At 60.7% G+C, this 23,301-nt stretch carries 23 protein-coding genes; 16 read left to right on the top strand and 7 right to left on the bottom strand.

Annotation, left to right across the window (positions count from 1 at the left end):
* The first annotated feature begins 28 nt into the window (after positions 1-28).
* The 6 genes from petA (at position 29) to V6607_RS28160 (ending at position 4,735) form a co-directional block, all read left to right on the top strand.
* Entirely contained in the window at positions 29-625 is a 597-nt protein-coding gene (petA, locus tag V6607_RS28185; protein WP_003216040.1) for a ubiquinol-cytochrome c reductase iron-sulfur subunit, read from the top strand.
* Positions 625-1,836, top strand: a complete 1,212-nt coding sequence (locus tag V6607_RS28180; protein WP_003216042.1) for a cytochrome bc complex cytochrome b subunit — start codon at positions 625-627, stop codon at positions 1,834-1,836. Before petA ends, V6607_RS28180 begins: the two co-directional genes overlap by 1 nt.
* Positions 1,836-2,615, top strand: coding sequence for a cytochrome c1 (locus tag V6607_RS28175; RefSeq protein WP_003216044.1), 780 nt, complete (start codon positions 1,836-1,838; stop codon positions 2,613-2,615). The genes V6607_RS28180 and V6607_RS28175 overlap by 1 nt, the downstream gene beginning before the upstream one ends.
* Before the next feature lie 145 nt (positions 2,616-2,760).
* Positions 2,761-3,378, top strand: a complete 618-nt coding sequence (locus V6607_RS28170; protein ID WP_003216049.1) for a glutathione S-transferase N-terminal domain-containing protein — start codon at positions 2,761-2,763, stop codon at positions 3,376-3,378.
* A gap of 17 nt (positions 3,379-3,395) precedes the next feature.
* Positions 3,396-3,815: a ClpXP protease specificity-enhancing factor gene (locus V6607_RS28165; RefSeq protein ID WP_003216051.1), complete on the top strand. Its 420-nt coding sequence runs from the start codon at positions 3,396-3,398 to the stop codon at positions 3,813-3,815.
* A gap of 170 nt (positions 3,816-3,985) precedes the next feature.
* A complete protein-coding gene (locus V6607_RS28160; RefSeq protein WP_008437251.1) occupies positions 3,986-4,735 on the top strand; it encodes a FadR/GntR family transcriptional regulator in 750 nt (249 codons plus the stop codon).
* Between the two features lie 202 nt (positions 4,736-4,937).
* Here the strand turns inward: V6607_RS28160 and V6607_RS28155 are convergent, their stop codons facing one another.
* A complete protein-coding gene (locus V6607_RS28155) occupies positions 4,938-6,092 on the bottom strand; it encodes a hypothetical protein (protein ID WP_003216055.1) in 1,155 nt (384 codons plus the stop codon).
* A gap of 224 nt (positions 6,093-6,316) precedes the next feature.
* Here V6607_RS28155 and kdgD point away from each other — a divergent pair, with 224 nt between their 5' ends.
* The 5 genes from kdgD to V6607_RS28130 all read left to right on the top strand — a co-directional run bounded on the left by kdgD (position 6,317) and on the right by V6607_RS28130 (position 12,878).
* Complete coding sequence (gene kdgD, locus V6607_RS28150; RefSeq protein ID WP_003216058.1) at positions 6,317-7,228, top strand: 5-dehydro-4-deoxyglucarate dehydratase; 912 nt, start codon at positions 6,317-6,319, stop codon at positions 7,226-7,228.
* A gap of 54 nt (positions 7,229-7,282) precedes the next feature.
* The gene (locus tag V6607_RS28145) at positions 7,283-8,728 is read left to right on the top strand and encodes an aldehyde dehydrogenase family protein (protein ID WP_003216060.1); all 1,446 of its coding nucleotides are present in this window, start codon (positions 7,283-7,285) and stop codon (positions 8,726-8,728) included.
* Between the two features lie 87 nt (positions 8,729-8,815).
* Positions 8,816-10,180, top strand: a complete 1,365-nt coding sequence (locus tag V6607_RS28140; protein ID WP_008437249.1) for an MFS transporter — start codon at positions 8,816-8,818, stop codon at positions 10,178-10,180.
* Positions 10,181-10,193: 13 nt separating this feature from the next.
* Positions 10,194-11,747, top strand: a complete 1,554-nt coding sequence (gene garD / locus V6607_RS28135) for a galactarate dehydratase (RefSeq protein ID WP_088422717.1) — start codon at positions 10,194-10,196, stop codon at positions 11,745-11,747.
* A 189-nt stretch (positions 11,748-11,936) separates the two neighbouring features.
* Positions 11,937-12,878, top strand: coding sequence for an AEC family transporter (locus V6607_RS28130; RefSeq protein ID WP_134327319.1), 942 nt, complete (start codon positions 11,937-11,939; stop codon positions 12,876-12,878).
* Here V6607_RS28130 and V6607_RS28125 read toward each other — a convergent pair.
* From V6607_RS28125 to gatC, 6 genes are all read right to left on the bottom strand, one after another.
* On the bottom strand, positions 12,875-13,255 hold the full coding sequence (locus V6607_RS28125) for a carboxymuconolactone decarboxylase family protein (protein WP_003216068.1): 381 nt from the start codon (positions 13,253-13,255) through the stop codon (positions 12,875-12,877). The two genes, V6607_RS28130 and V6607_RS28125, sit on opposite strands and share 4 nt — an antisense overlap.
* Positions 13,252-14,298 (bottom strand): calcium/sodium antiporter, encoded by a 1,047-nt coding sequence (locus V6607_RS28120; protein ID WP_256662433.1) that lies wholly within the window; start codon positions 14,296-14,298, stop codon positions 13,252-13,254. The genes V6607_RS28125 and V6607_RS28120 overlap by 4 nt, the downstream gene beginning before the upstream one ends.
* A gap of 59 nt (positions 14,299-14,357) precedes the next feature.
* Complete coding sequence (locus tag V6607_RS28115) at positions 14,358-14,729, bottom strand: septal ring lytic transglycosylase RlpA family protein (protein ID WP_003216071.1); 372 nt, start codon at positions 14,727-14,729, stop codon at positions 14,358-14,360.
* Positions 14,730-14,922: 193 nt separating this feature from the next.
* Positions 14,923-16,368: an Asp-tRNA(Asn)/Glu-tRNA(Gln) amidotransferase subunit GatB gene (gatB, locus tag V6607_RS28110; protein ID WP_003216073.1), complete on the bottom strand. Its 1,446-nt coding sequence runs from the start codon at positions 16,366-16,368 to the stop codon at positions 14,923-14,925.
* A gap of 10 nt (positions 16,369-16,378) precedes the next feature.
* The gene (gene gatA, locus V6607_RS28105; protein WP_008437245.1) at positions 16,379-17,830 is read right to left on the bottom strand and encodes an Asp-tRNA(Asn)/Glu-tRNA(Gln) amidotransferase subunit GatA; all 1,452 of its coding nucleotides are present in this window, start codon (positions 17,828-17,830) and stop codon (positions 16,379-16,381) included.
* Between the two features lie 16 nt (positions 17,831-17,846).
* Positions 17,847-18,134, bottom strand: coding sequence for an Asp-tRNA(Asn)/Glu-tRNA(Gln) amidotransferase subunit GatC (gene gatC, locus V6607_RS28100; protein ID WP_003216077.1), 288 nt, complete (start codon positions 18,132-18,134; stop codon positions 17,847-17,849).
* Between the two features lie 210 nt (positions 18,135-18,344).
* Between gatC and mreB the strand changes: the two genes are divergently transcribed.
* The 5 genes from mreB (at position 18,345) to rng (ending at position 23,295) form a co-directional block, all read left to right on the top strand.
* A complete protein-coding gene (gene mreB, locus V6607_RS28095) occupies positions 18,345-19,382 on the top strand; it encodes a rod shape-determining protein MreB (protein WP_002555108.1) in 1,038 nt (345 codons plus the stop codon).
* Positions 19,383-19,522: 140 nt separating this feature from the next.
* Positions 19,523-20,632, top strand: a complete 1,110-nt coding sequence (mreC, locus tag V6607_RS28090) for a rod shape-determining protein MreC (RefSeq protein WP_080673268.1) — start codon at positions 19,523-19,525, stop codon at positions 20,630-20,632.
* Complete coding sequence (gene mreD / locus V6607_RS28085) at positions 20,632-21,120, top strand: rod shape-determining protein MreD (RefSeq protein WP_003216081.1); 489 nt, start codon at positions 20,632-20,634, stop codon at positions 21,118-21,120. The genes mreC and mreD overlap by 1 nt, the downstream gene beginning before the upstream one ends.
* Positions 21,121-21,170: 50 nt before the next feature.
* A complete protein-coding gene (locus V6607_RS28080) occupies positions 21,171-21,767 on the top strand; it encodes a nucleoside triphosphate pyrophosphatase (RefSeq protein ID WP_338742105.1) in 597 nt (198 codons plus the stop codon).
* Positions 21,768-21,837: 70 nt separating this feature from the next.
* A complete protein-coding gene (gene rng / locus V6607_RS28075) occupies positions 21,838-23,295 on the top strand; it encodes a ribonuclease G (protein ID WP_003216085.1) in 1,458 nt (485 codons plus the stop codon).
* The last annotated feature ends 6 nt before the right edge of the window (positions 23,296-23,301 follow it).

The following is a 23,301-nucleotide window of genomic DNA, read 5'->3' as shown; positions in this document are numbered from 1 at the left end:
GGCCACAAAGCTGATGGGAGAGGACTGAATGAGCAATGACGGCGTGAATGCAGGCCGGCGTCGCTTCTTGGTAGCAGCCACATCCGTGGTGGGTGCTGCAGGAGCGGTGGGGGCTGCGGTCCCGTTCGTGGGGTCATGGTTTCCCAGTGCCAAGGCGAAAGCCGCAGGTGCACCGGTGAAGGTGAATGTCAGCAAGATCGATCCAGGCCAGCAAATGATTGCTGAATGGCGCGGTCAGCCAGTGTTCATCGTTCGTCGTACCGAGGAAATCCTGGGAAATCTGAAGAAGATCGAGGGCCAGCTGTCCGACCCCGACTCGAAGAATTCCGACCAACCCGCTTACGTCGATAAGGAAATTCGCTCGATCAAGCCGGAAATTCTGCTGCTGATCGGTATCTGCACCCACTTGGGTTGCTCTCCCACCTTCCGCCCGGAAGTGGCGCCCGCGGACCTGGGCAAGGACTGGGTCGGGGGCTATTTCTGCCCGTGCCACGGTTCTCACTACGACCTCGCTGGCCGCGTCTACAAGTCACAACCCGCACCACTGAACCTGCCAGTTCCGCCACATCACTACGAGACTGACAGTGTCATTGTCATTGGCGTCGACGAGGGGGAGAAAGCCTGATGAGCAAGTTCATGGATTGGGTGGATGCGCGCTTCCCCGCGACCAAGATGTGGGAAGACCACCTCAGCAAGTACTACGCACCGAAGAATTTCAACTTCTTCTATTTCTTTGGCTCCCTGGCACTTCTGGTACTGGTCAATCAGATCGTTACCGGTGTCTGGCTGACGATGAGCTACACCCCGTCGGCCGAAGAAGCCTTCGCCTCCGTCGAATACATCATGCGCGACGTCGAGTACGGCTCGATCCTGCGTCTGCTGCACTCCACCGGCGCCTCGGCGTTCTTCATCGTCGTCTACATGCACATGTTCCGTGGCCTGCTCTACGGTTCGTACCAGAAGCCCCGCGAGCTGGTGTGGGTGTTTGGCATGCTGATCTACCTGGCACTGATGGCCGAGGCCTTCATGGGCTACCTGCTGCCGTGGGGCCAGATGTCCTATTGGGGCGCCCAGGTGATCATCTCGCTGTTCGGTGCGATCCCGGTCATCGGCAACGACCTGACCCAGTGGATTCGCGGTGACTACCTGATCTCCGGGATCACCCTGAACCGCTTCTTCGCCTTGCACGTGGTGGCCTTGCCGATCGTGATCCTGGGTCTGGTAGTGCTGCACATCCTGGCGTTGCACGAAGTGGGTTCGAACAACCCCGACGGCGTGGATATCAAGAAGCACAAGGACGAAAACGGCGTACCGCTGGACGGCATTCCGTTCCACCCGTACTACACCGTGAAAGATATCGTCGGTGTGGTGGTGTTCCTGTTCATCTTCTGCTCGATCGTGTTCTTTTTCCCGGAGATGGGCGGTTATTTCCTCGAGAAACCGAACTTCGAACAGGCGAACGCCTTCAAGACCCCGGAACACATTGCCCCGGTCTGGTACTTCACTCCGTTCTACGCGATCTTGCGGGCGATTCCCGACAAACTCATGGGCGTTATCGCCATGGGCGCAGCGATTGCAGTGCTGTTCGTGCTGCCGTGGCTCGACCGTAGCCCGGTCAAGTCCATGCGCTACAAGGGCTGGCTGAGCAAGATCTGGCTGTGGGTGTTCTGCATTGCGTTCGTGATCCTGGGTGTACTGGGCGTACTGGCGCCGACCCCGGAGCGTACGTTGCTGTCGCAGGTCTGCACCTTCCTGTACTTCGCCTACTTCATTCTGATGCCGTTCTATACCCGGCTCGAGAAGACCAAACCGGTACCGGAAAGGGTGACTGGCTGATGAAAAAATTATTCGTTGCATTCATTCTTGCGGCCCTGCCGCTGCTGTCTTTCGCCGCTGAACACGGCCCAGAGCTGGAAAAAGTCGACATCGACGTGTCGGACAAAGCCGCAATGCAGGACGGGCTGCGTACGTTCACCAACTACTGCATGGGCTGCCACAGCGCCAAGTTCCAGCGTTACGAGCGAGTGGCCGACGACCTGGGCATTCCCCATGACGTGATGCTGAGCCACTCGGTGTTCACCGGGGCGAAGATCGGCGACCACATGACCATCGGCATGCAACCGGCCGACGCCAAGACCTGGTTCGGGGCTGCACCGCCCGACCTGACCCTGGTGGCCCGTGTGCGTGGCACCGATTGGCTCTATGGCTACCTGAAATCCTTCTATGAAGACCCGACGCGTCCCTACGGCGTGAACAACAAAGTGTTCCCGAACGTCGGTATGCCTAACGTTCTGGTCGGCCTGCAAGGTCGCCAAGTGGTAGGATGCAAGCAAGTACAAATCGTCGAAGACGGCAAGAAGCAGTATGATCCGCTCACCGGTACGCCTTTGACTCATGAAGCGTGCGATCAGCTGACCATAGTGCCGAAGACCGGCACGCTGAACGAAGAGCAGTTCGACGAGAAGGTCAAGAATCTGGTGACCTTCCTGGCCTACTCGGCCAACCCAGTGAAGCTGCAGCATCAGCGCATTGGTACCTATGTGTTGCTGTACCTGGCCTTCTTCTTCGTGTTCGCCTATCTGCTGAAACGCGAATACTGGAAGGATGTGCATTGATCCAACCGTAAGTAATTGCTGTTAATCTTGCGCGCCCAGCGGCATCTCTGAAGGTAAGTCTGGTTTATCCAGGCGTCACGGAGATGCTCACTGGGCGCGCTCGTTTTTGAGCTTCCGATAATTTCAACAAGCGAGGAGGACCGCCATGGGCGTGACCAATCGGTTGGCCTGTTACTCCGACCCCGCCGACCACTATTCCCACCGAGTACGCATCGTGCTCGCAGAGAAGGGTGTCAGCGCAGAGATCATCAGTGTGGAGGTGGGACGTCACCCGCCGAAACTGATCGAAGTGAACCCTTACGGCAGCTTGCCCACCCTGGTCGATCGTGACCTGGCGTTGTGGGAGTCAACCGTGGTGATGGAATACCTGGATGAGCGTTATCCCCATCCACCGTTGCTGCCGGTGTATCCGGTGGCGCGTGCCAACAGCCGCCTGCTGATCCATCGGATCCAGCGTGACTGGTGTGGCCTGGTGGACCTGATTCTGGATTCACGCAGCAAGGAAGCGGCCCGGGTTCAGGCGCGCAAGGAATTGCGCGAGAGCCTGACCGGTGTTTCGCCGTTGTTTGCCGACAAACCTTTTTTCCTCAGCGAGGAACAAAGTCTGGTGGATTGCTGCCTATTACCCATACTCTGGCGCTTGCCGATTTTGGGCATAGAACTGCCGCGGCCTGCCAAGCCGCTGCTTGACTACATGGAGCGCCAGTTTGCGCGTGAGGCTTTCCAGGCGAGTCTGTCTGGTGTCGAACGCGATATGCGCTAAGGCTTAAGGAGCCGTTGATGAACTCCAGTCGACCTTACCTGGTCCGCGCGCTCTATGAGTGGATAGTGGACAACGATTGCACCCCGCACATGCTGGTCAATTCCGAGTTTCCCGCGGTTCAGGTACCGCAAGGTTTTGCCAGTGACGGACAAATCGTCCTGAACGTTTCACCCAGTGCCGTGCGACACCTGCACATGGACAATGAAGCGGTCAGCTTTGAAGGGCGTTTCGGCGGTGTGCCGCATACGCTGTTCGTGCCCATCGGTGCCATCCTCGGGATCTACGCCCGGGAAAATGGCCAGGGCATGGTGTTTGATCTGGAGTCTTCCCTTGAGGATGACGAAGCGATCGAACTCGAAGGCGAAGATGATGTGCCGCCGCCGGATTCCGAGCCACCGCGTCCAAGCGGTCGGCCGAGTCTGAAAGTGGTGAAGTAACAAGGCGCGGGCCCTCGGGCCAGCGTTGAAAATGCCTCGGTGATGCCGGGGCATTTTTTTGCCTGGCGAAAACCCCGGCGGTTATAGATGAAAGTCATGACAGGACGGTGATCGTACAACCGCCATGGGCTATCATGCGTGCTTCAGATCGCCGAGATAGATGATTCATCATGGAAAACTCCAGCGCCGCCCCTCGTCTTCCCCGCAAGCGCCGCAGCCTTGCCCAGGAATTGGTCACGGTGTTGTCCGAGCAGATCCGCGACGGCCAACTCAAACGTGGCGACAAACTGCCCACCGAGTCGGCGATCATGGACGCCCATGGGGTCAGCCGCACCGTGGTGCGTGAAGCCATCTCGCGATTGCAGGCCGCCGGGCAGGTAGAAACCCGCCATGGCATCGGCACTTTTGTACTGGATACGCCAAGCCCCAGCGGTTTCCGGATTGATCCGGCCACTGTCGTCACCCTGCGTGATGTGCTGGCCATCCTTGAACTGCGGATCAGCCTGGAAGTGGAGTCTGCCGGGCTCGCCGCCCAGCGCCGTAGCGACGAGCAATTGGCCGGCATGCGCGCTGCCCTCGATGCGCTGAACGAAAGTGCGGCCCACGCCGGTGATGCGGTGGCGTCGGACTTCCAGTTCCACCTGCAGATTGCCCTGTCCACCGGCAACCGCTACTTCACCGACATCATGACCCACCTGGGCACCAGCATCATTCCGCGCACGCGGCTGAACTCGGCACGCCTGGCCCATGATGACCAGCAGCACTACATGAGCCGCCTGAGCCGCGAACACGAAGAGATCTATGAGGCGATCGCGCGCCAGGATTCGGATGCGGCGCGGGCGGCCATGCGGTTGCACCTGACCAACAGCCGTGAGCGGCTGCGCCATGCCCATGAAGAGGCGGAAGCGCAGCGCGGTTGATTCCAGGCTGGACGTAAGCGTGTGGCTTGAAAGCTCATTGTGGCGAGGGAGCTTGCTCCCGTTGGGCCGCGCAGCGGCCCCAAAATCCATTGCCCCGAGTTCTGTCTGAAAGAACCCCGTGTTCTTGCCGGGGCTGCTTCGCAGCCCAACGGGAGCAAGCTCCCTCGCCACAGGTTAATGCGCGAGGCTTAACTCACGTCTTTCAGGCCGGCTGATTCGGCTTGTAGTCCTTGAGCAGCAGATACGTGCTCCAACCCCACCAGTCATTGGTCCACTGCTTGTCGTTCAGGTTGTTGACGTCCTTGCGTCGCAGCACCTTGTCGCCTTCAGCCTTGAACAGCGGTGAGAAGTTGTTCGCCGGGTTCTGCGCGGCGTTCAGGTCCGGCACATACAGCGGTGCCTTGAAGTTGGCCGGGGAGGGCGCCATGCCGCTGATAAACGTTTCGAAGATCTCATCGGCCGAGGCCTGCACGGCGCGTTTGACCATGGCGCGGTTGGCCGCATCGTTGCTGTCGAAATAGCGTTTATCACCGTAGGCATGCCACTGCTCGCCCAGGGCGTTGCGCACATTGAGCCCGAACTTGCTGTCTTCATCGTGCATGAAGCGGCTGATCAGCGATCCCAGTTCGCCCGGTGTCACCACTGCCGCCAGTTGCTTGCGCGGTACCCGCAGGTGCCCGGCGGAAAATAGATCGGTCAAAAAGTGATCAGCAAAGCTGTTCATGGCATAGGCCAGTTCCAGCGCCTGGTCGGTGCCGGTCTGATGCGCCACGACGGCTTGTTGCAAGGCTGCCGTATGCCCCGCCAGATAGGCCGCCAAAGCCCATTCGCCAAAGTGGTCGGCATTGTCTGCCGCCAGTTTCAGGTAGCGCCCCAGTGGAATCAGCGCCGAGACGGCACTGCCGCCGCCGGTGATGCGGTTCCATTCCTCGGACAAGGTGTCACCCAGCGCGTCATAGGCTTCATGGGGTTGCTTGCCATCCTTGATCGCCTGGTTGACCGCATTGATCTCCTTTTGCATCACCGCGAGGATCTTGCCCGCTTCTTCCCGTGATGCTGGCAATACCGCCAGCGAGTTGAATGCATCGGTAAAGCGCTGCACACGATCAGCGGGCGATGTACCTTCGTTGATGGGGCGCCCGGGGATGCCATAGAAATCACCGCCCAGGGCGATGATCTGGCCGTAGCTCAGCGCCAGGCCATTGGGCAGGTGCAATTCGACCTGCCGGGCGGGAATCGGCGGGGCGTCCTTGACGAAACGCAACAGGGTGTCGTCGCCGATGGCGGTGTGTTCGCCGCCTTCAAAACGCAGGGTTGGCGGGGTTTTCACGGGTGTGGCGAGTTCAAGATCTGACATGTTAGCTCCTTGCTATGTCGTAGGAATCTTCCGTAATAACTGTACGTATATACAGTTATTCAGAGCATAGAGGAAAAACTTCCTACGTCAAGAAAGCAGCAATCGAGAAGGGCGGCGATGAATTGCAGTTGACGAATATTTTTATAGTTGTACGATGACGTACGACATCAAGATAACCATCCGTAATCTCACAACAGAAAGTCTTCGCCCAGGGTGTTCGAATAATGAATCCACAAGAACTGAAGTCCATCCTCTCTCACGGTCTGCTGTCTTTCCCGGTGACCGATTTCAATGCCCAGGGTGATTTCCACCAGGCGGGCTACATCAAGCGTCTGGAATGGCTGGCCCCTTATGGCGCTACCGCCTTGTTCGCCGCTGGCGGCACCGGTGAGTTTTTCTCCCTGGCGGCCAGCGAATATTCGCAAGTGGTGAAAACCGCCGTTGATACCTGCGCCACCAGCGTGCCGATTCTTGCCGGTGTCGGCGGTGCCACCCGCCAGGCCATCGAGTACGCCCAGGAAGCCGAGCGTCTGGGCGCCAAAGGCCTGTTGCTGCTGCCGCACTACCTGACCGAAGCCAGCCAGGACGGGGTTGCCGCCCACGTTGAAGCGGTGTGCAAGTCGGTCAAGATCGGTGTAGTGGTCTACAACCGCAACGTCTGCCGCCTGACCGCGCCGCTGCTGGAACGCCTGGCCGAGCGCTGCCCGAACCTGATCGGTTACAAGGACGGCCTGGGTGACATTGAATTGATGGTGTCGATCCGTCGTCGCCTCGGTGACCGTTTCAGCTACCTGGGCGGCTTGCCGACTGCAGAGGTTTACGCCGCTGCCTACAAGGCCCTGGGCGTGCCGGTGTACTCCTCGGCGGTGTTCAACTTCATTCCAAAAACCGCGATGGACTTCTACCACGCCATTGCCCGGGAAGATCACGCCACCGTCGGCAAGATCATCGACGACTTCTTCCTGCCGTACCTCGACATCCGTAACCGCAAGGCCGGTTACGCGGTGAGCATCGTCAAGGCCGGGGCGAAAATCGTCGGTTACGACGCAGGCCCCGTGCGTACGCCGCTGACCGATCTGCTGCCGGAAGAATACGAAGCCCTGGCCGCGTTGATCGACAAGCAAGGCGCGCAATAACCCATCACCAAGGCCGCTGAGTAATCAGCGGCTTTTTGCGTCAGGAGAGAATTCGTGTCCCAAGCCAAGCGTTTTGAAAACTACATCGGTGGCCAGTGGGTTGCCGGCGCCGACTACTCGGCCAACATCAATCCGTCGGAGTTGTCTGATGTCATTGGCGAATACGCCAAGGCTGACCTCGCCCAGGTCCACGCGGCCATCGACGCTGCGCGCGCTGCTTTTCCGGCGTGGTCCACTTCCGGGATCCAGGCGCGTCATGATTCGCTGGATAAAGTCGGCACCGAAATCCTCGCCCGTCGCGAAGAACTCGGCACCCTGCTGGCCCGGGAAGAGGGCAAGACCCTGCCGGAAGCCATCGGCGAAGTGACCCGCGCCGGTAACATCTTCAAATTCTTCGCCGGTGAATGCCTGCGCCTGTCCGGCGACTACCTGCCGTCGGTGCGTCCGGGCGTCAACGTTGAAGTGACCCGTGAGGCGTTGGGCGTGGTTGGCCTGATCACGCCGTGGAACTTCCCGATTGCCATCCCGGCCTGGAAGATCGCCCCGGCCCTGGCCTATGGCAACTGCGTGGTGCTCAAGCCGGCTGAGCTGGTGCCGGGCTGCGCCTGGGCCCTGGCCGAAATCATCTCCCGCGCCGGCTTCCCTGCCGGTGTGTTCAACCTGGTGATGGGCAGCGGCCGTGTGGTCGGCGATGCCATGGTCAACAGCCCGAAAGTCGACGGCATCAGCTTCACCGGCTCGGTGGGCGTGGGTCGTCAGATCGCCGTCAGCTGCGTGTCGCGCCAGGCCAAGGTGCAGTTGGAAATGGGCGGCAAGAACCCGCAGATCATTCTCGACGACGCCGACCTCAAGCAAGCCGTCGAGCTGTCGGTACAGAGCGCGTTCTACTCCACCGGCCAGCGTTGCACCGCGTCCAGCCGCTTTATCGTCACCGCCGGGATTCACGACCAGTTCGTCGCGGCCATGGCCGAGCGGATGAAGTCGATCAAGGTCGGCCACGCCCTGAAAACCGGCACCGACATCGGCCCGGTGGTTTCCCAGGCCCAGCTGGACCAGGACTTGAAGTACATCGACATCGGCCAGAGCGAAGGCGCCCGGCTGGTCAGCGGCGGTGAGCTGGTGACCTGCGACACCGAAGGCTACTTCCTCGCGCCGACGCTGTTTGCCGACAGCGAAGCCGCGATGCGCATCAGCCGTGAAGAGATCTTCGGGCCGGTGGCCAACGTGGTGCGCGTGGCGGATTACGAGGCGGCGCTGGCGATGGCCAACGACACCGAGTTCGGCCTCTCGGCCGGTATCGCCACCACCTCGCTGAAATACGCCAACCACTTCAAGCGTCATTCCCAGGCCGGGATGGTGATGGTCAATCTGCCGACTGCCGGTGTGGATTACCACGTTCCATTCGGCGGCCGTAAGGGTTCATCCTACGGTTCGCGTGAGCAGGGTCGCTATGCGCAAGAGTTCTACACCGTGGTGAAAACCAGCTACATCGGTTCGTAACGGCTGCACCCTGTGGCGGGTCCGTGCCCGCCACAGGCTTACAATTTGATTACCCGCAAAAAAAATAATTAGTGGGAGTACATCTTCATGCAAGCGACCAAGCCGACCCATGTCCGCTATTTGATCCTGCTCATGCTGTTCCTGGTGACCACGATCAACTACGCCGACCGGGCCACCATCGCCATTGCCGGCTCCAGCCTGCAAAAAGACCTCGGCATCGACGCGGTCACCCTTGGCTATATCTTCTCCGCATTCGGTTGGGCCTACGTGGCCGGGCAAATTCCCGGCGGCTGGCTGCTGGACCGCTTCGGTTCGAAAAAAGTCTACGCCCTGAGTATCTTCACCTGGTCACTGTTCACCGTGCTGCAAGGCTATGTCGGTGAGTTCGGTGTTTCCACGGCCATCGTTGCGCTGTTCATGTTGCGCTTCCTGGTGGGCCTGGCTGAAGCGCCATCCTTCCCCGGAAATGCGCGCATCGTGGCGGCATGGTTTCCTACGGCTGAACGCGGGACTGCCTCGGCGATCTTCAACTCGGCGCAGTACTTCGCGACTGTGTTGTTCGCACCGCTGATGGGTTGGATCGTCTACACCTTCGGCTGGCAGCATGTGTTCGTGGTGATGGGCGGCATCGGTATCGTGTTCTCGCTGATCTGGCTGAAAGTTATCCACAGCCCGCGCCAGCACCCGATGATCAACGAGGCCGAGTTCCAGCACATCGCTGCCAACGGGGCCATGGTCGACATGGACCAGGACAAGGGCAGAGGCAAGAAAACCGACGGCCCGAAGTGGGATTACATCCGTCAGTTGCTGACCAACCGCATGATGCTCGGCGTGTACCTGGGCCAGTACTGCATCAATGGCATCACCTATTTCTTCCTGACGTGGTTCCCGGTGTACCTGGTTCAAGAACGCGGCATGACGATTCTCAAGGCCGGCTTCATCGCGTCCTTGCCGGCGATCTGCGGCTTTATCGGCGGCGTGTTGGGCGGGGTGATTTCCGACTACCTGCTGCGCAAGGGCCATTCGCTGACCTTCGCCCGCAAGGCGCCGATCATTGGTGGCTTGCTGATTTCCAGCAGCATTGTCGCGTGCAACTACGTGGACATCGAATGGATGGTGGTGGGCTTCATGGCCCTGGCCTTCTTCGGTAAAGGCGTTGGCGCACTGGGCTGGGCGGTTGTGTCCGACACCTCGCCGAAACAAATCGCTGGCTTGAGTGGCGGTTTGTTCAACATGTTCGGCAACCTGGCCTCCATCAGCACCCCGATCGTGATCGGCTACATCATCAGCACCACAGGCTCCTTCAAGTGGGCGCTGGTGTTTGTCGGTGCCAACGCATTGCTGGCGGTGTTCAGCTACCTGGTAATCGTTGGCCCGATCAAGCGTGTAGTGCTCAAAGAGCCGCCGGCCAAAGGCCCCGAGATGACTAAACTTTCCCAAGCGCATTCCTGAAGGGGCCCGCGTCATGCAGTTGATTGAACATGCCGATTCGCCACGCTCCATCCGTTTGCACGCGCTGGATAACGTGGTGATTGTGGTCAACGACCAGGGCGTACCGGCGGGGACCGAGTTTCCCGACGGCCTGGTGACGGTGGATTTCATTCCCCAAAGCCACAAGGTGACGCTGGAAGACATCCCCGAAGGCGGCCGCATCATTCGCTACGGCCAGACCATCGGTTATGCCCTGCGCCCGATTCCCCGCGGCAGTTGGGTGCAGGAAGATCAACTGCGCATGCCCACGGCGCCGCCGCTGGACAGCTTGCCGCTGTCCACTGAAGTGCCCGAGGCCCAGGCGCCGCTGGAAGGCTTTACCTTCGAGGGTTATCGCAATGCCGACGGCACCGTGGGCACGCGCAATATCCTCGGGATTACCACCACGGTGCAGTGCGTCACGGGCGTGCTGGACCATGCGGTGAAGCGCATCAAGGACGAGTTGCTGCCCAAGTACCCGAACGTCGATGACGTGGTGGCGCTGACCCACAGCTACGGCTGCGGCGTGGCGATCACGGCCACCGACGCCTACATCCCGATCCGCACCGTGCGTAACCTGGCGCGCAATCCGAACCTGGGCGGTGAAGCCCTGGTGATCAGCCTGGGTTGCGAGAAGTTGCAGGCCGGGCAGGTGATGCATGAAAACGACAGCTCGGTAGACCTGAGCGAGCCATGGCTGTATCGGTTGCAGGACTCCAGCCACGGCTTTACCGAAATGATCGAACAGATCATGGAACTGGCCGAAACCCGCCTGAAGAAACTCGACCTGCGCCGGCGGGAAACCGTACCGGCGTCGGAGTTGATCCTCGGTATGCAGTGTGGCGGCAGTGATGCGTTCTCGGGGATTACCGCGAACCCGGCGCTGGGTTATGCCTCGGATTTGCTGCTGCGGGCGGGCGCGACGGTGATGTTTTCCGAAGTGACCGAAGTGCGCGATGCGATCTACCTGCTGACTTCCCGTGCCGAGAACCAGGACGTGGCCCGGGAACTGGTGCGGGAAATGGACTGGTACGACCGCTACCTGGCCAAGGGCGAGGCGGATCGCAGCGCCAACACTACGCCGGGGAACAAGAAGGGTGGGTTGTCGAATATTGTCGAGAAGTCGTTGGGTTCCATCGTCAAGTCGGGCAGTAGTGCGATCAATGGCGTGCTTGGCCCGGGCGAGCGGTTCAATCGCAAGGGCCTGATCTTTTGCGCCACGCCGGCGAGTGATTTTGTGTGCGGCACGTTGCAGTTGGCGGCGGGGATGAATTTGCATGTGTTCACCACCGGGCGTGGCACGCCCTATGGGCTGGCGATGGCGCCGGTGGTGAAGGTCTCGACCCGGACGGAGCTGGCGCAGCGTTGGCCTGACCTGATTGACATCGACGCCGGGCGGATCGCCACCGGCCGGGCAACGATCGAGGAGTTGGGTTGGGAGTTGTTCCACTTCTATCTGGACGTGGCCAGCGGCAAGAAGCAGACATGGGCGGAGCAGCACAAGCTGCACAATGACATCACGTTGTTCAATCCGGCGCCTATTACCTGAGACAGATGTGCACTGTGTGGGAGCTGGCTTGCCTGCGATAGCGGTGGGCCAGTCAACAATGATGTTTGCTGTACCGACGCCATCGCAGGCAAGCCAGCTCCCACATTTGATCGGTGTGCTCCAGACGAACCCGCGCCAGGTGGCTTATCATTAGCCACCTACCGACGCCCACCCAAGGTTCTCCCCGGCATGCTGGCTATCTTCCTACAAACCCTGAACATCACCGCGCCGGTGTTTGCCATGCTGTTCCTGGGCGTCCTGCTCAAGCGCATCAACTGGATCAACGACAACTTTATCCACATCGCTTCGGCCCTGGTGTTCAACGTCACCATGCCAGCGTTGCTGTTCCTCGGGATTCTCCATGCCGACCTGCATTCAGCCCTCAAGCCCGGCCTGCTGATCTACTTCGCCGTCGCTACGCTGCTGAGCTTCGCCCTGGCCTGGGGCTGGGCGATCTTTCGGTGCCCGCGGGAAGATCGCGGCATCTATGCCCAAGGCGCGTTTCGCGGTAACAACGGGGTGATCGGCCTGGCCCTGGCCGCCAGTATGTACGGTGACTACGGGATTTCCCTTGGCGCGGTGCTCGCGGCGCTGGTGATCCTGTTCTACAACACCCTGTCGACCATTGTGCTGGCGGTGTACAGCCCGGTGATCAAGTCCGACCCGTGGAGCATTTTCAAAAGCGTGCTGGCCAACCCGTTGATCATCAGCGTGATCGCGGCGGCGCCCTTCGCGTATTTCCAGATCGGCTTGCCTGGCTGGCTGGAATCCTCCGGGCAGTACCTGGCGGACATGACCTTGCCATTGGCGTTGATCTGTATCGGTGGCACGTTGTCGTTGGCGGCGCTGCGTAAAAGCGGCGACATGGCCCTGAGTGCCAGCCTGATGAAGATGGTCTGGCTGCCGGTGATCGCGACCCTGGGGGCGTGGCTGCTGGGGTTTCGCGGGCCGGAGTTGGGGATTCTGTTCCTGTACTTCGGCGCGCCCACGGCGGCGGCCAGTTTTGTCATGGCGCGGGCGGCGCAGGGCAATCATGAACTGGCGGCCGCGATTATCGTGATCACCACCCTGATGGCGGCGGTGACCACGAATATCGGGATTTTCGTGTTGCAGGCGGGTGGCTGGATCTAGGCGTCTTTCTGGTAGCTGTCGATCACTTCCTGCGCGGCGCGGAAGGCGTCAATCGCCGCCGGCACACCGGCATACACCGCACAATGCAGCAGCGCCTCGCGAATCTCCTCCACGGTGCAACCGTTGTTCAGCGCGCCGCGCACGTGGCCCTTGAGTTCCTGCGGGCACTTGAGGGCGGTCAACGCGGCGAGGGTGATCAGGCTGCGGGTTTTCAGCGGCAACCCTTCGCGATTCCACACGCTGCCCCAGGCATGCTCGTTGACGAAATCCTGCAGCGGCTGGCTGAACTCCGTGGCATTGCCCAGCGCCCGATCGACAAACACATCACCCATCACCTGGCGGCGCATTTCAACGCCGGGCTTTTTCTGTTCGGTCATTGCGATTCCCTCTTGTGTTGGCGGCGCCAGGCTTGCAGCGAGGTGAACAACAGGAAAGCCACCAGCGCTGGCAGGACGTAATACAGCATCAGTTGTTCAAGCTTGTTGGCCAGCGGCATGCCGAAGGTGAACGACACCACGTGCAGCCCGTACACCAGGTACAGGCCCAGGAACACCAGGCCTTCGGCCCGGGTGACGCGGTAGCCCGAATAAAACACCGGCAGGCACAGGGCGACCACGCCGAGCATTACCGGCAGGTCGAAATCCAGGGCATTGGGCGACACCGACAACGGCGAGGGCGCCACGAGGGCGGTAAAGCCCAGCACCCCAAGCAGGTTGAACAGGTTGCTGCCGATCACGTTGCCCACGGCAATTTCCCGCTGGCCGCGCAGGGCGGCGATCAGCGAGGTGGCCAGGCAGGGCAGGGAAGTGCCGACGCCAATCAGCGTCAGGCCGATGATGCGTTCCGACAGGCCCAGGTCAGAGGCCACGTCCACCGCCGCGCCCAGCAGCAGGTGCCCGGCCAGTACGAGGATCAACAGTCCACCGAGCATCAGCAGCACGCTGCTCAGCCACGGCGCCTGCACCACAGTGTCCCGGGTGCGCGGGCGGCGGGAGTGGCGGGTCTGGTAGAGCAGCACGCCGAGGTAGGCCACCAGGGCCACCAGCAGTAACAGGCCATCGATCGGCGTGAGTTCTTCATTGGCGGCTAGCACAAACACCAGCAGGCTGGCGATGATCATCATCGGGATATCCAGGCGTACCAGTTGCCGGGAGACCCGCAGCGGAATGATCAGGGCTGCCAGGCCAAGGGTCACGAGGGTGTTGAAGATGCTGCTGCCGATCACACTGCCCACGGCGATGTCGGTGTTGTCCGCCAGGGTCGCTTGCAAGCTGATCGCTATCTGCGGCGCGCTGCTGCCGAAGGCGACGATGCTCAGGCCGATGATCAGCGGGCGCACCTTGAGGCTGGCCGCCAGGCGCACGGCGGCGCGTACTAATACTTCTGCGCCGAAGATCAACAGCAGCAGGCCGCTGATCAGTTCGATCAGGCTAAAGGGCGAGAGGGCGGTTAATGCGGAAATGGCCTGGGCTCCGTCGGTCAGTTGCTGAGGGCTTGCACGCGAACGCGCGCGGTGCCGCTGCCGATCATACCGATCTGTTCGGCGGCCTTGCGTGAAAGGTCGATCAGGCGCCCACGGGTATGCGGGCCGCGATCATTGATGCGGACAACGACGCTTTTGTTGTTGTCGAGATTGGTGACCTTCACCTGCGTGCCGAAGGGCAGGCGACGATGGGCGGCGGTCAGGGCATTCTGGTTGAACGGTTCACCGCTGGCAGTGCGGTTGCCGTGGTGTTTGGCGCCGTAGTAGGACGCGGAGCCGGTTTCGTCATAGCCGTTGGGGTCGATGAGGCCGCTGGCGCAGCCGGCGAGCAGAGAGAACAGGGCTAACAGGCCGAGTAGACGCTTCATTTTCAAGGTTTCCCCCTTACAGATGTGGGAGCGGGCTTGGGTGGGAGCGGGCTTGCTCGCGAATGCAGTGTGTCAGGCAACGAATAGGCTGACTGATCCACCGCTTTCGCGAGCAAGCCCGCTCCCACACAAGCCCGCTCCCACAAGGGGTCAGAGTTGGACGTGAGGTCCTGCTCCGACCATTTCACCGCGTTTAGCCTTCGAGTTTGCTTTTCAGCAGTTCGTTGACCTGTTGCGGGTTGGCCTTGCCTTTGGAGGCTTTCATCGCCTGGCCGACAAAGAAGCCGAACATCTTGCCCCGCTTGGCTTCATCCGCCGCACGGTATTGTTCAACCTGCTCGGCATTGGCTGCCAGCATCTCGTCGAGCACGGCCGAAATCGCGCCGCTGTCGGTGACTTGCTTCAGGCCGCGCTTTTCGATGATCTCGTCAGCGTTGCCTTCGCCGGCGGCCATGGCTTCAAACACGGTCTTGGCGATTTTGCCGGAGATGGTGTTGTCCTTGATCCGCAGCAACATGCCGCCCAACTGTTCTGCCGACACCGGTGCTTCGTCGATTTCCAGGCCCTGTTTGTTCAACAGGCTGCCCAGCTCAACCATCACCCAGTTGGCCGCCAGTTTGGCGTCGCCGGCAATGCTCACGACTTTTTCGAAGTAGTTGGCTTGCTCGCGGCTCGACGCCAGCACGCTTGCGTCATACACCGAAAGCCCGAACTGCGCCTGGAAACGCTCGCGTTTCTGCGGTGGCAGTTCCGGCAGCGTGGCGCGCACGTCAGCCAGGAACGAGTCCTCGATGACCACCGGCAGCAGGTCCGGATCGGGGAAGTAACGGTAGTCGTTGGCTTCCTCCTTGCTGCGCATGGCGCGGGTTTCGTCTTTGTTCGGGTCGTACAGGCGGGTCTGCTGGATCACCTTGCCGCCGTCTTCGATCAGCTCGATCTGGCGACGTACTTCGGTGTTGATCGCCTTCTCGATGAAACGGAACGAGTTGACGTTCTTGATCTCGCAGCGGGTGCCGTACTCGGCCTGGCCTTTTGGCCGCACCGACACGTTGCAGTCGCAACGCAGGGAGCCTTCGGCCATGTTGCCGTCGCAGATCCCGAGGTAACGCACCAGCGCGTGGATCGTCTTGACGTAGGCCACGGCTTCCTTGGCGCTGCGCATGTCCGGCTCGGAAACGATCTCCAGCAGCGGGGTGCCGGCGCGGTTCAGGTCGATGCCGGTGGCGCCGTTGAATTCTTCATGCAGGCTCTTGCCGGCATCTTCTTCCAGGTGCGCACGGGTCACGCCGACACGTTTGATGGTGCCGTCTTCCAGCGGGATGTCCAGGTAGCCCTTGCCGACGATCGGCAATTCCATCTGGCTGATCTGGTAGCCCTTGGGCAGGTCCGGGTAGAAGTAGTTCTTGCGGGCGAACACGTTGTGCTGGCCGATCTCGGCATCGATGGCGAGGCCGAACATCACCGCCATGCGCACCGCTTCCTGGTTCAGCACCGGCAGCACGCCGGGCATGCCCAGGTCTACCAGGCTGGCCTGGGTGTTGGGTTCTGCGCCGAACGTGGTGGCGCTACCGGAGAAAATCTTCGATTGGGTGGCGAGCTGGGTATGAATCTCCAGCCCGATCACGACTTCCCATTGCATAGTGTTCTCCTCAGAAGCCGGTAGGGGTGCGAGTGTGCCAGTCAGTGTTCAACTGGTACTGGTGCGCCACATTGAGCAGGCGGCCTTCCTGGAAATACGGGGCGAGCAGTTGCACGCCCACCGGCAAGCCATCGACGAAACCTGCAGGCATGGACAAGCCCGGCAGACCGGCGAGGTTGGCGGTGATGGTGTACAGGTCTTCCAGGTACTCGGCGATCGGGTCGCCGGTCTTGGCGCCGATCTTCCAGGCCGGGTTCGGCGTGGTTGGGCCGAGGATCACGTCGACTTCATTAAAGGCAGCCATGAAGTCGTTCTTGATCAGGCGACGGATCTTTTGCGCCTTGAGGTAGTACGCGTCGTAGTAGCCGGCCGACAGGGCGTAGGCACCGACCATGATCCGGCGTTGTACTTCCGCGCCGAAACCTTCGCCACGGGAGCGCTTGTACAGGTCGGTGAGGTCTTTCGGGTTTTCGCAGCGGTAGCCGAAGCGCACGCCGTCGAACCGCGACAGGTTGGAGGACGCTTCTGCCGGGGCGATCACGTAGTAGGCCGGAATCGCGTGCTGGTTGTTCGGCAGGCTGATTTCCTTGATCACGGCGCCGAGCTTTTCCAGCTCCTTGACGCTGTTGTGCACCAGTTCGGCGATGCGCGGGTCGAGGCCGGCGCTGAAATACTCTTTCGGCACGCCGATGCGCAGGCCTTTGATCGAGGTATTCAGGCTGGCGCTGTAGTCCGGCACGGGTTCATCAATGCTGGTGGAGTCCTGCGGATCGAAGCCTGCCATGCCTTGTAACAAAATTGCGCAGTCTTCAGCGGTGCGTGCCAGGGGGCCGCCCTGGTCGAGACTGGAGGCGTAGGCAATCATGCCCCAGCGGGAAACGCGACCGTAGGTCGGTTTCAGACCGGTGAGGTTGGTGAAAGCGGCCGGTTGGCGGATCGAGCCGCCAGTGTCGGTGGCCGTGGCGGCAGGTAACAGACGAGCGGCAACCGCGGCCGCCGAACCACCGGACGAACCGCCGGGCACGTGCTCGAGGTTCCACGGGTTTTTCACCGCGCCGTAGTGGCTCGACTCGTTGGCCGAGCCCATGGCGAATTCGTCCATGTTGGTCTTGCCCAGGGTCACGGCCCCGGCAGCGGCCAGCTTGGCGACCACAGTGGCGTCGTAGGGCGCCTTGAAATTGTCGAGCATCTTCGAGCCGCAACTGGTGCGAATGCCCTGGGTGCAGAACAGGTCCTTGTGGGCAATCGGCGCACCCAACAGGGCGCCGTTCTCACCGTTGGCGCGACGTGTGTCGGCGGCCTTGGCCTGGCTCAGGGCCAGCTCTTCGGTGATGCTGATGAAGCTGTTGACCTTAGGGTCCAGCTCGGCGATACGCGCCAGCAGGGTCGTGGTCAGCTCTTCGGAAGAAAACTTTTTGTCGGCGAGACCGCGGGCGATCTCGGCCAGAGTCAATTGATGCATTGCAGGCTCTTTCCCTTTAGTCGATGACTTTCGGAACCAGGTACAGGCCGTTTTCGACCGCTGGCGCGATGGACTGGTAAGCCTCGCGATTATTGCGCTCGGTCACGACGTCGGCGCGCAGGCGCTGGCTGGCTTCCAGCGGGTGAGCCAGGGGCTCGATGCCGTCGGTATTCACGGCTTGCATTTGGTCGACCAGCCCGAGAATGCTGTTCAGGGCTGCGGTGGTCTGTGGAAGATCGGCTTCATTGAGGCCCAGGCAGGCCAAATGAGCGATTTTTTCCACGTCGGAGCGTTCAAGCGCCATGGGATTCTCCAGTGGAAAACAGAACGGAAGCTATCCGTGTGTTAGATTGTAGGAACACTACCGCATTTCTACGGTCATATGGCCGCGATTGTGGGGGTTGGTGCACAGAAAGTCGGCCAATTTAGCACATTGGCGCCTTGCCCAAAATCCCTGTCGTTGTTAGAGTTTGCCGCACTTTTTTACCCACGCGTTGCCTAGGGTCCCTTTCCCATGTTCAAGAAACTGCGTGGCATGTTTTCCAGCGATCTTTCCATCGACCTGGGCACTGCCAACACCCTTATTTACGTGCGCGAGCGCGGTATCGTCCTGAATGAGCCATCGGTTGTGGCCATTCGGACCCATGGTAATCAGAAAAGTGTCGTTGCCGTTGGCACCGAGGCCAAGCGCATGTTGGGCCGAACACCGGGCAACATTGCTGCCATTCGTCCGATGAAGGATGGCGTGATTGCTGACTTCAGTGTCTGCGAAAAGATGCTGCAGTACTTCATCAACAAGGTTCACGAAAACAGTTTCCTGCAGCCCAGCCCTCGTGTGCTGATCTGCGTTCCGTGCAAGTCCACCCAGGTGGAACGTCGTGCCATCCGTGAGTCGGCCCTTGGCGCCGGTGCCCGTGAAGTGTTCCTGATTGAAGAGCCAATGGCCGCTGCGATCGGTGCCGGCCTGCCGGTTGAAGAAGCGCGCGGTTCGATGGTGGTGGATATCGGTGGTGGTACCACTGAAATCGCCCTGATCTCCCTCAATGGTGTGGTGTATGCCGAATCCGTACGGGTTGGCGGCGACCGCTTCGACGAAGCGATCATCACCTACGTGCGTCGCAACTACGGCAGCCTGATCGGCGAATCCACCGCCGAGCGCATCAAGCAGGAAATCGGTACCGCTTACCCGGGCGGCGAAGTTCGCGAAGTCGATGTTCGCGGTCGCAACCTGGCCGAAGGCGTTCCACGTGCCTTCACCCTGAACTCCAATGAAGTGCTGGAAGCTCTGCAAGAGTCCCTGGCCACCATCGTTCAGGCGGTGAAGAGCGCCCTGGAGCAATCGCCTCCGGAACTGGCTTCCGATATCGCCGAGCGTGGCCTGGTACTGACCGGTGGTGGCGCCTTGCTGCGCGACCTCGACAAGTTGCTGGCCCAGGAAACCGGTTTGCCAGTGATCGTCGCTGAAGACCCGTTGACCTGCGTCGCCCGCGGCGGTGGCCGTGCACTGGAAATGATGGATAAACACACCATGGACCTGCTCTCCAGCGAATAAGAATTTGCTGGTTTGCCCATGTTTCGCTCACAGGCAGCACTTTGCAGTGCTGCCTGTTGGCGTTTATCTTCTTCAATCTGCATCCAGGCCGGTTTGATGCCGTATGAATAAAGAAAACATTTGCCTGGGAGGAGCGGCTTATTAAACCGCTTTTTTCCAAAGGCCCCTCATTGGGCGTGCGCCTGTTGGTGCTGGTCGTGCTATCGGTTGCGCTGATGGTGGTCGATGCCCGCTTCACACTGCTCAAGCCAGTGCGTAGCCAGATGTCGCTGGTCCTGATGCAGACGTACTGGATCACTGACCTGCCGCAGCGTCTCTATCAGGGTGTCGCCAGTCAATTTGGCAGCCGCACCGAACTGGTGGCGGAGAACGAAAAACTCAAGACCGAAAACCTGCTGCTGCAGGGGCGCATGCAAAAGCTCGCGGCCCTCACCGAGCAGAACGTTCGGCTGCGCGAGTTGCTCAATTCCTCTGCGCTGGTCAATGAGAAGGTCGAAGTGGCCGAGTTGATCGGTATGGATCCGAACCCCTTCACCCATCGCATCATCATCAACAAGGGTGAGCGTGACGGCGTAGTCCTTGGCCAACCGGTGCTCGATGCCCGTGGCTTGATGGGCCAGGTGGTGGAGTTGATGCCTTATACCTCCCGCGTGCTGTTGCTGACCGACACCACCCACAGCATCCCGGTGCAAGTAAACCGCAACGGCCTGCGGGCGATTGCCAGCGGTACCGGTAACCCGGAACGCCTGGAGTTGCGTCACGTCGCAGACACCGCCGACATCAAGGAAGGCGACCTGCTGGTCAGCTCCGGCCTGGGTCAGCGGTTCCCGGCAGGCTACCCGGTCGCGACGGTCAAGGAAGTGATCCACGATTCCGGCCAGCCGTTCGCCATTGTGCGTGCCGTGCCGACCGCCGCATTGAACCGCAGCCGTTACCTCTTGCTGGTGTTCAGTGACAACCGCACCCCGGAAGAGCGTGCCAACGAAGCCGCCCAGGCCCAGGAAGCGGAAGACAAGCAAAACGGCACCGCGCCGATCATTCCGGCCACCGTGCCAAAACCGGCGGCACCTGCTGCCCCGGCAGCCGCTCCGGCAACGCCAGCCGCGCCGGTTGCGACACCGGTCAAGCCTGTGGCCCATAGCGCGCGTCCGGCCAAGCCTGCGGCTGCAACACCTGCCGCTGCCAAACCGCCCGCCGCCGCCAAACCACCGGCCGCGGCCCCGGCAACCACTCGGCAGAGGGAAGAATAATGGCCGGTACTCATTCGCGTAACGGCTGGATCGTCTGGCTGACCTTTGCCATCGGCTTGCTGCTCAGCGTTTCGCCGCTGCCGCAATTCATGGAGATCCTGCGCCCGCTGTGGCTCGCCTTGCTGCTGGCGTTCTGGGCCCTGGCGCTGCCGCACAAGGTCGGGATGGTCACGGCCATGTGCCTGGGGCTGATGGAGGATGTGCTCTACGGCACCCTGCTCGGGCAGAACGCGTTGATCCTGACCCTGATTACCTTCCTGGTGCTGTCATTGCAGCAGCGCCTGCGGATGTTCCCGATGTGGCAACAGTGCCTGGTGATCCTGGTGATCTTCGGCCTGGCGCAGTTGGTACAGCTGTGGCTTAGCGCCTTGACCGGCAACCGCCAACCGACCCTGGCGCTGGTGTTGCCCGCGCTGGTCAGCGCGCTGTTGTGGCCCTGGGTCAGTTTTGGCCTGCGTGGATTGCGTCGTCGCTATAAAATCAATTGAATGGATCGCGAGGCTCTGCCTGGTTATCGAACCCTACAGGGAGAGTCTGCATGAATTCGCTTTATCTGGCCTCGGGCTCCCCGAGGCGGCGTGAGCTGCTGACACAGATCGGCGTGCCGTTCACCGTCGTCAGCGCCTCCATTGATGAAACTCCCCTTACAAATGAATCGCCCGCGTCCTACGTAGAACGCCTGGCGCGCGGCAAGGCTGCGGCCGGTCGAGCGACCTTGGCCGATGCCACCGGCGCCTGTGTGCTGGGCGCGGACACAGCCGTGATCCTCGACGGCCGGATCCTCGGTAAACCCGTGGATCAAGCCGACGCCCTGGCCATGTTGCTGGCCCTTTCCGAGCGTGAACACGAAGTCTTGACGGCCATTGCCCTGATTGACGGCCAGCGTTGCGAAACGCAGCTGGTCAGCAGTCGTGTGCGCTTTCGCAGGATTTCAGCGGACGAAGCCACCACTTATTGGCACAGCGGCGAGCCCCAGGACAAGGCGGGCGGCTATGCTATCCAAGGCTTGGCGGCAGTGTTCGTCGCCGGACTCAATGGCAGCTACTCTGCCGTCGTTGGCCTGCCGGTCTGCGAAACCGCAGAACTGCTGGGCCAATTCGGCATACCCTGTTGGCAAAACCTTACCGTGCGCTAAACGCCGTATTCCAGCGCCAAGCCTTAAGCGATCGGTCACTATTGTGAAAACGCCTGAACGAGACCCAGCCATGAGTGAAGAGATTCTGATCAATATCACGCCGATGGAATCGCGCGTGGCGGTGGTAGAGAACGGTGTTCTGCAAGAAGTGCACGTCGAGCGCACCCAAAAGCGCGGGATCGTCGGCAATATTTATAAAGGCAAGGTCGTGCGTGTGTTACCGGGGATGCAAGCGGCGTTCGTCGACATCGGCCTGGACCGCGCTGCGTTTATCCATGCTTCGGAAATCTCCCTGCGCGAAGGCCCGGCGGTCGAAAGCATCAGCGCCCTGGTGCACGAAGGGCAGAGCCTGGTGGTGCAAGTCACCAAGGATCCGATTGGCTCAAAGGGCGCACGCCTGACCACGCAACTGTCGATTCCTTCGCGCTACCTGGTGTACATGCCGCGCACGGCCCACGTCGGTATTTCCCTGAAAATCGAAGACGAAGCCGAGCGCGAGCGCCTGAAAAAGGTGGTCAGTGACTGCGTGGCGCTGGAAGGTATCAAGGAGGCCGGCGGCTTTATCCTGCGTACTGCCGCAGAAGGTGCCGGTGCCGATGAAATCCTCATGGACATCCGCTACCTGCGCCGCCTCTGGGACCAGATCGGCGCGCAGATCAAGACCATTGGCGCCCCCAGCGTGATCTACGAAGATCTCGGCCTGGCCCTGCGCACCTTGCGCGACCTGGTCAGCCCGAAGATCGAGAAAATTCGCATCGACTCGCGGGAAACCTTCCAGCGCACTACGCAATTTGTTGCCGAGCTGATGCCGGAAATCGCCGATCGCCTGGAGCATTACCCGGGCGAGCGGCCGATTTTCGACCTGTATGGCGTCGAAGACGAAATCCAGAAAGCCCTTGAGCGCAAAGTGCCGCTCAAGTCCGGCGGTTACCTGGTAGTGGACCCGGCGGAAGCCATGAGCACTATCGACGTGAATACCGGTGCCTTTGTGGGCCATCGCAATCTCGAAGAAACCATCTTCAAGACCAACCTCGAAGCGGCCACCGCGATCGCCCGCCAGCTGCGCCTGCGCAACCTGGGCGGGATCATCATCATCGACTTCATCGACATGGAAGACGAAGAGCACCAGCGCCAGGTGCTGCGTACCCTGGAGAAGCAACTGGAGCGCGATCACGCCAAGACCAACATCATCGGCATCACCGAGCTGGGCCTGGTGCAGATGACCCGCAAGCGCACCCGCGAAAGCCTCGAGCAAGTGCTGTGCGAGCCGTGCAGCAGTTGCCAGGGGCGCGGTAAGTTGAAGACCCCGGAAACGGTTTGCTACGAGATTTTCCGGGAAATCTTACGGGAGGCACGCGCCTACCAGGCCGAGGGCTATAGAGTCCTGGCTAACCAGAAGGTGGTCGACCGTTTGCTGGATGAAGAATCCGGCAACGTAGCCGAGCTGGAGGGTTTTATCGGGCGCACCATTCGCTTCCAGGTCGAAACCATGTATTCCCAGGAACAATATGACGTGGTGCTGCTCTGATTCGCG

The organism is Pseudomonas sp. KK18 (assembly GCF_037094675.1).
Taxonomy (GTDB): Bacteria; Pseudomonadota; Gammaproteobacteria; order Pseudomonadales; family Pseudomonadaceae; genus Aquipseudomonas.
Note: the sequence above shows the minus strand (reverse complement) of the source record. Positions and strands in the feature narration are given on the sequence as shown.

Excerpts from the sequence above, each read along its gene's own strand:
- petA (WP_003216040.1), top strand. The coding sequence starts at position 29 with ATGAGCAATGACGGCGTGAATGCAGGCCGGCGTCGCTTCTTGGTAGCA.
- V6607_RS28180 (WP_003216042.1), top strand. The coding sequence starts at position 625 with ATGAGCAAGTTCATGGATTGGGTGGATGCGCGCTTCCCCGCGACCAAG.
- V6607_RS28175 (WP_003216044.1), top strand. The coding sequence starts at position 1,836 with ATGAAAAAATTATTCGTTGCATTCATTCTTGCGGCCCTGCCGCTGCTG.
- V6607_RS28170 (WP_003216049.1), top strand. The coding sequence starts at position 2,761 with ATGGGCGTGACCAATCGGTTGGCCTGTTACTCCGACCCCGCCGACCAC.
- V6607_RS28165 (WP_003216051.1), top strand. The coding sequence starts at position 3,396 with ATGAACTCCAGTCGACCTTACCTGGTCCGCGCGCTCTATGAGTGGATA.
- V6607_RS28160 (WP_008437251.1), top strand. The coding sequence starts at position 3,986 with ATGGAAAACTCCAGCGCCGCCCCTCGTCTTCCCCGCAAGCGCCGCAGC.
- V6607_RS28155 (WP_003216055.1), bottom strand. The coding sequence starts at position 6,092 with ATGTCAGATCTTGAACTCGCCACACCCGTGAAAACCCCGCCAACCCTG.
- kdgD (WP_003216058.1), top strand. The coding sequence starts at position 6,317 with ATGAATCCACAAGAACTGAAGTCCATCCTCTCTCACGGTCTGCTGTCT.
- V6607_RS28140 (WP_008437249.1), top strand. The coding sequence starts at position 8,816 with ATGCAAGCGACCAAGCCGACCCATGTCCGCTATTTGATCCTGCTCATG.
- garD (WP_088422717.1), top strand. The coding sequence starts at position 10,194 with ATGCAGTTGATTGAACATGCCGATTCGCCACGCTCCATCCGTTTGCAC.
- V6607_RS28130 (WP_134327319.1), top strand. The coding sequence starts at position 11,937 with ATGCTGGCTATCTTCCTACAAACCCTGAACATCACCGCGCCGGTGTTT.
- V6607_RS28125 (WP_003216068.1), bottom strand. The coding sequence starts at position 13,255 with ATGACCGAACAGAAAAAGCCCGGCGTTGAAATGCGCCGCCAGGTGATG.
- V6607_RS28115 (WP_003216071.1), bottom strand. The coding sequence starts at position 14,729 with ATGAAGCGTCTACTCGGCCTGTTAGCCCTGTTCTCTCTGCTCGCCGGC.
- gatB (WP_003216073.1), bottom strand. The coding sequence starts at position 16,368 with ATGCAATGGGAAGTCGTGATCGGGCTGGAGATTCATACCCAGCTCGCC.
- gatA (WP_008437245.1), bottom strand. The coding sequence starts at position 17,830 with ATGCATCAATTGACTCTGGCCGAGATCGCCCGCGGTCTCGCCGACAAA.
- gatC (WP_003216077.1), bottom strand. The coding sequence starts at position 18,134 with ATGGCGCTTGAACGCTCCGACGTGGAAAAAATCGCTCATTTGGCCTGC.
- mreB (WP_002555108.1), top strand. The coding sequence starts at position 18,345 with ATGTTCAAGAAACTGCGTGGCATGTTTTCCAGCGATCTTTCCATCGAC.
- mreD (WP_003216081.1), top strand. The coding sequence starts at position 20,632 with ATGGCCGGTACTCATTCGCGTAACGGCTGGATCGTCTGGCTGACCTTT.
- V6607_RS28080 (WP_338742105.1), top strand. The coding sequence starts at position 21,171 with ATGAATTCGCTTTATCTGGCCTCGGGCTCCCCGAGGCGGCGTGAGCTG.
- rng (WP_003216085.1), top strand. The coding sequence starts at position 21,838 with ATGAGTGAAGAGATTCTGATCAATATCACGCCGATGGAATCGCGCGTG.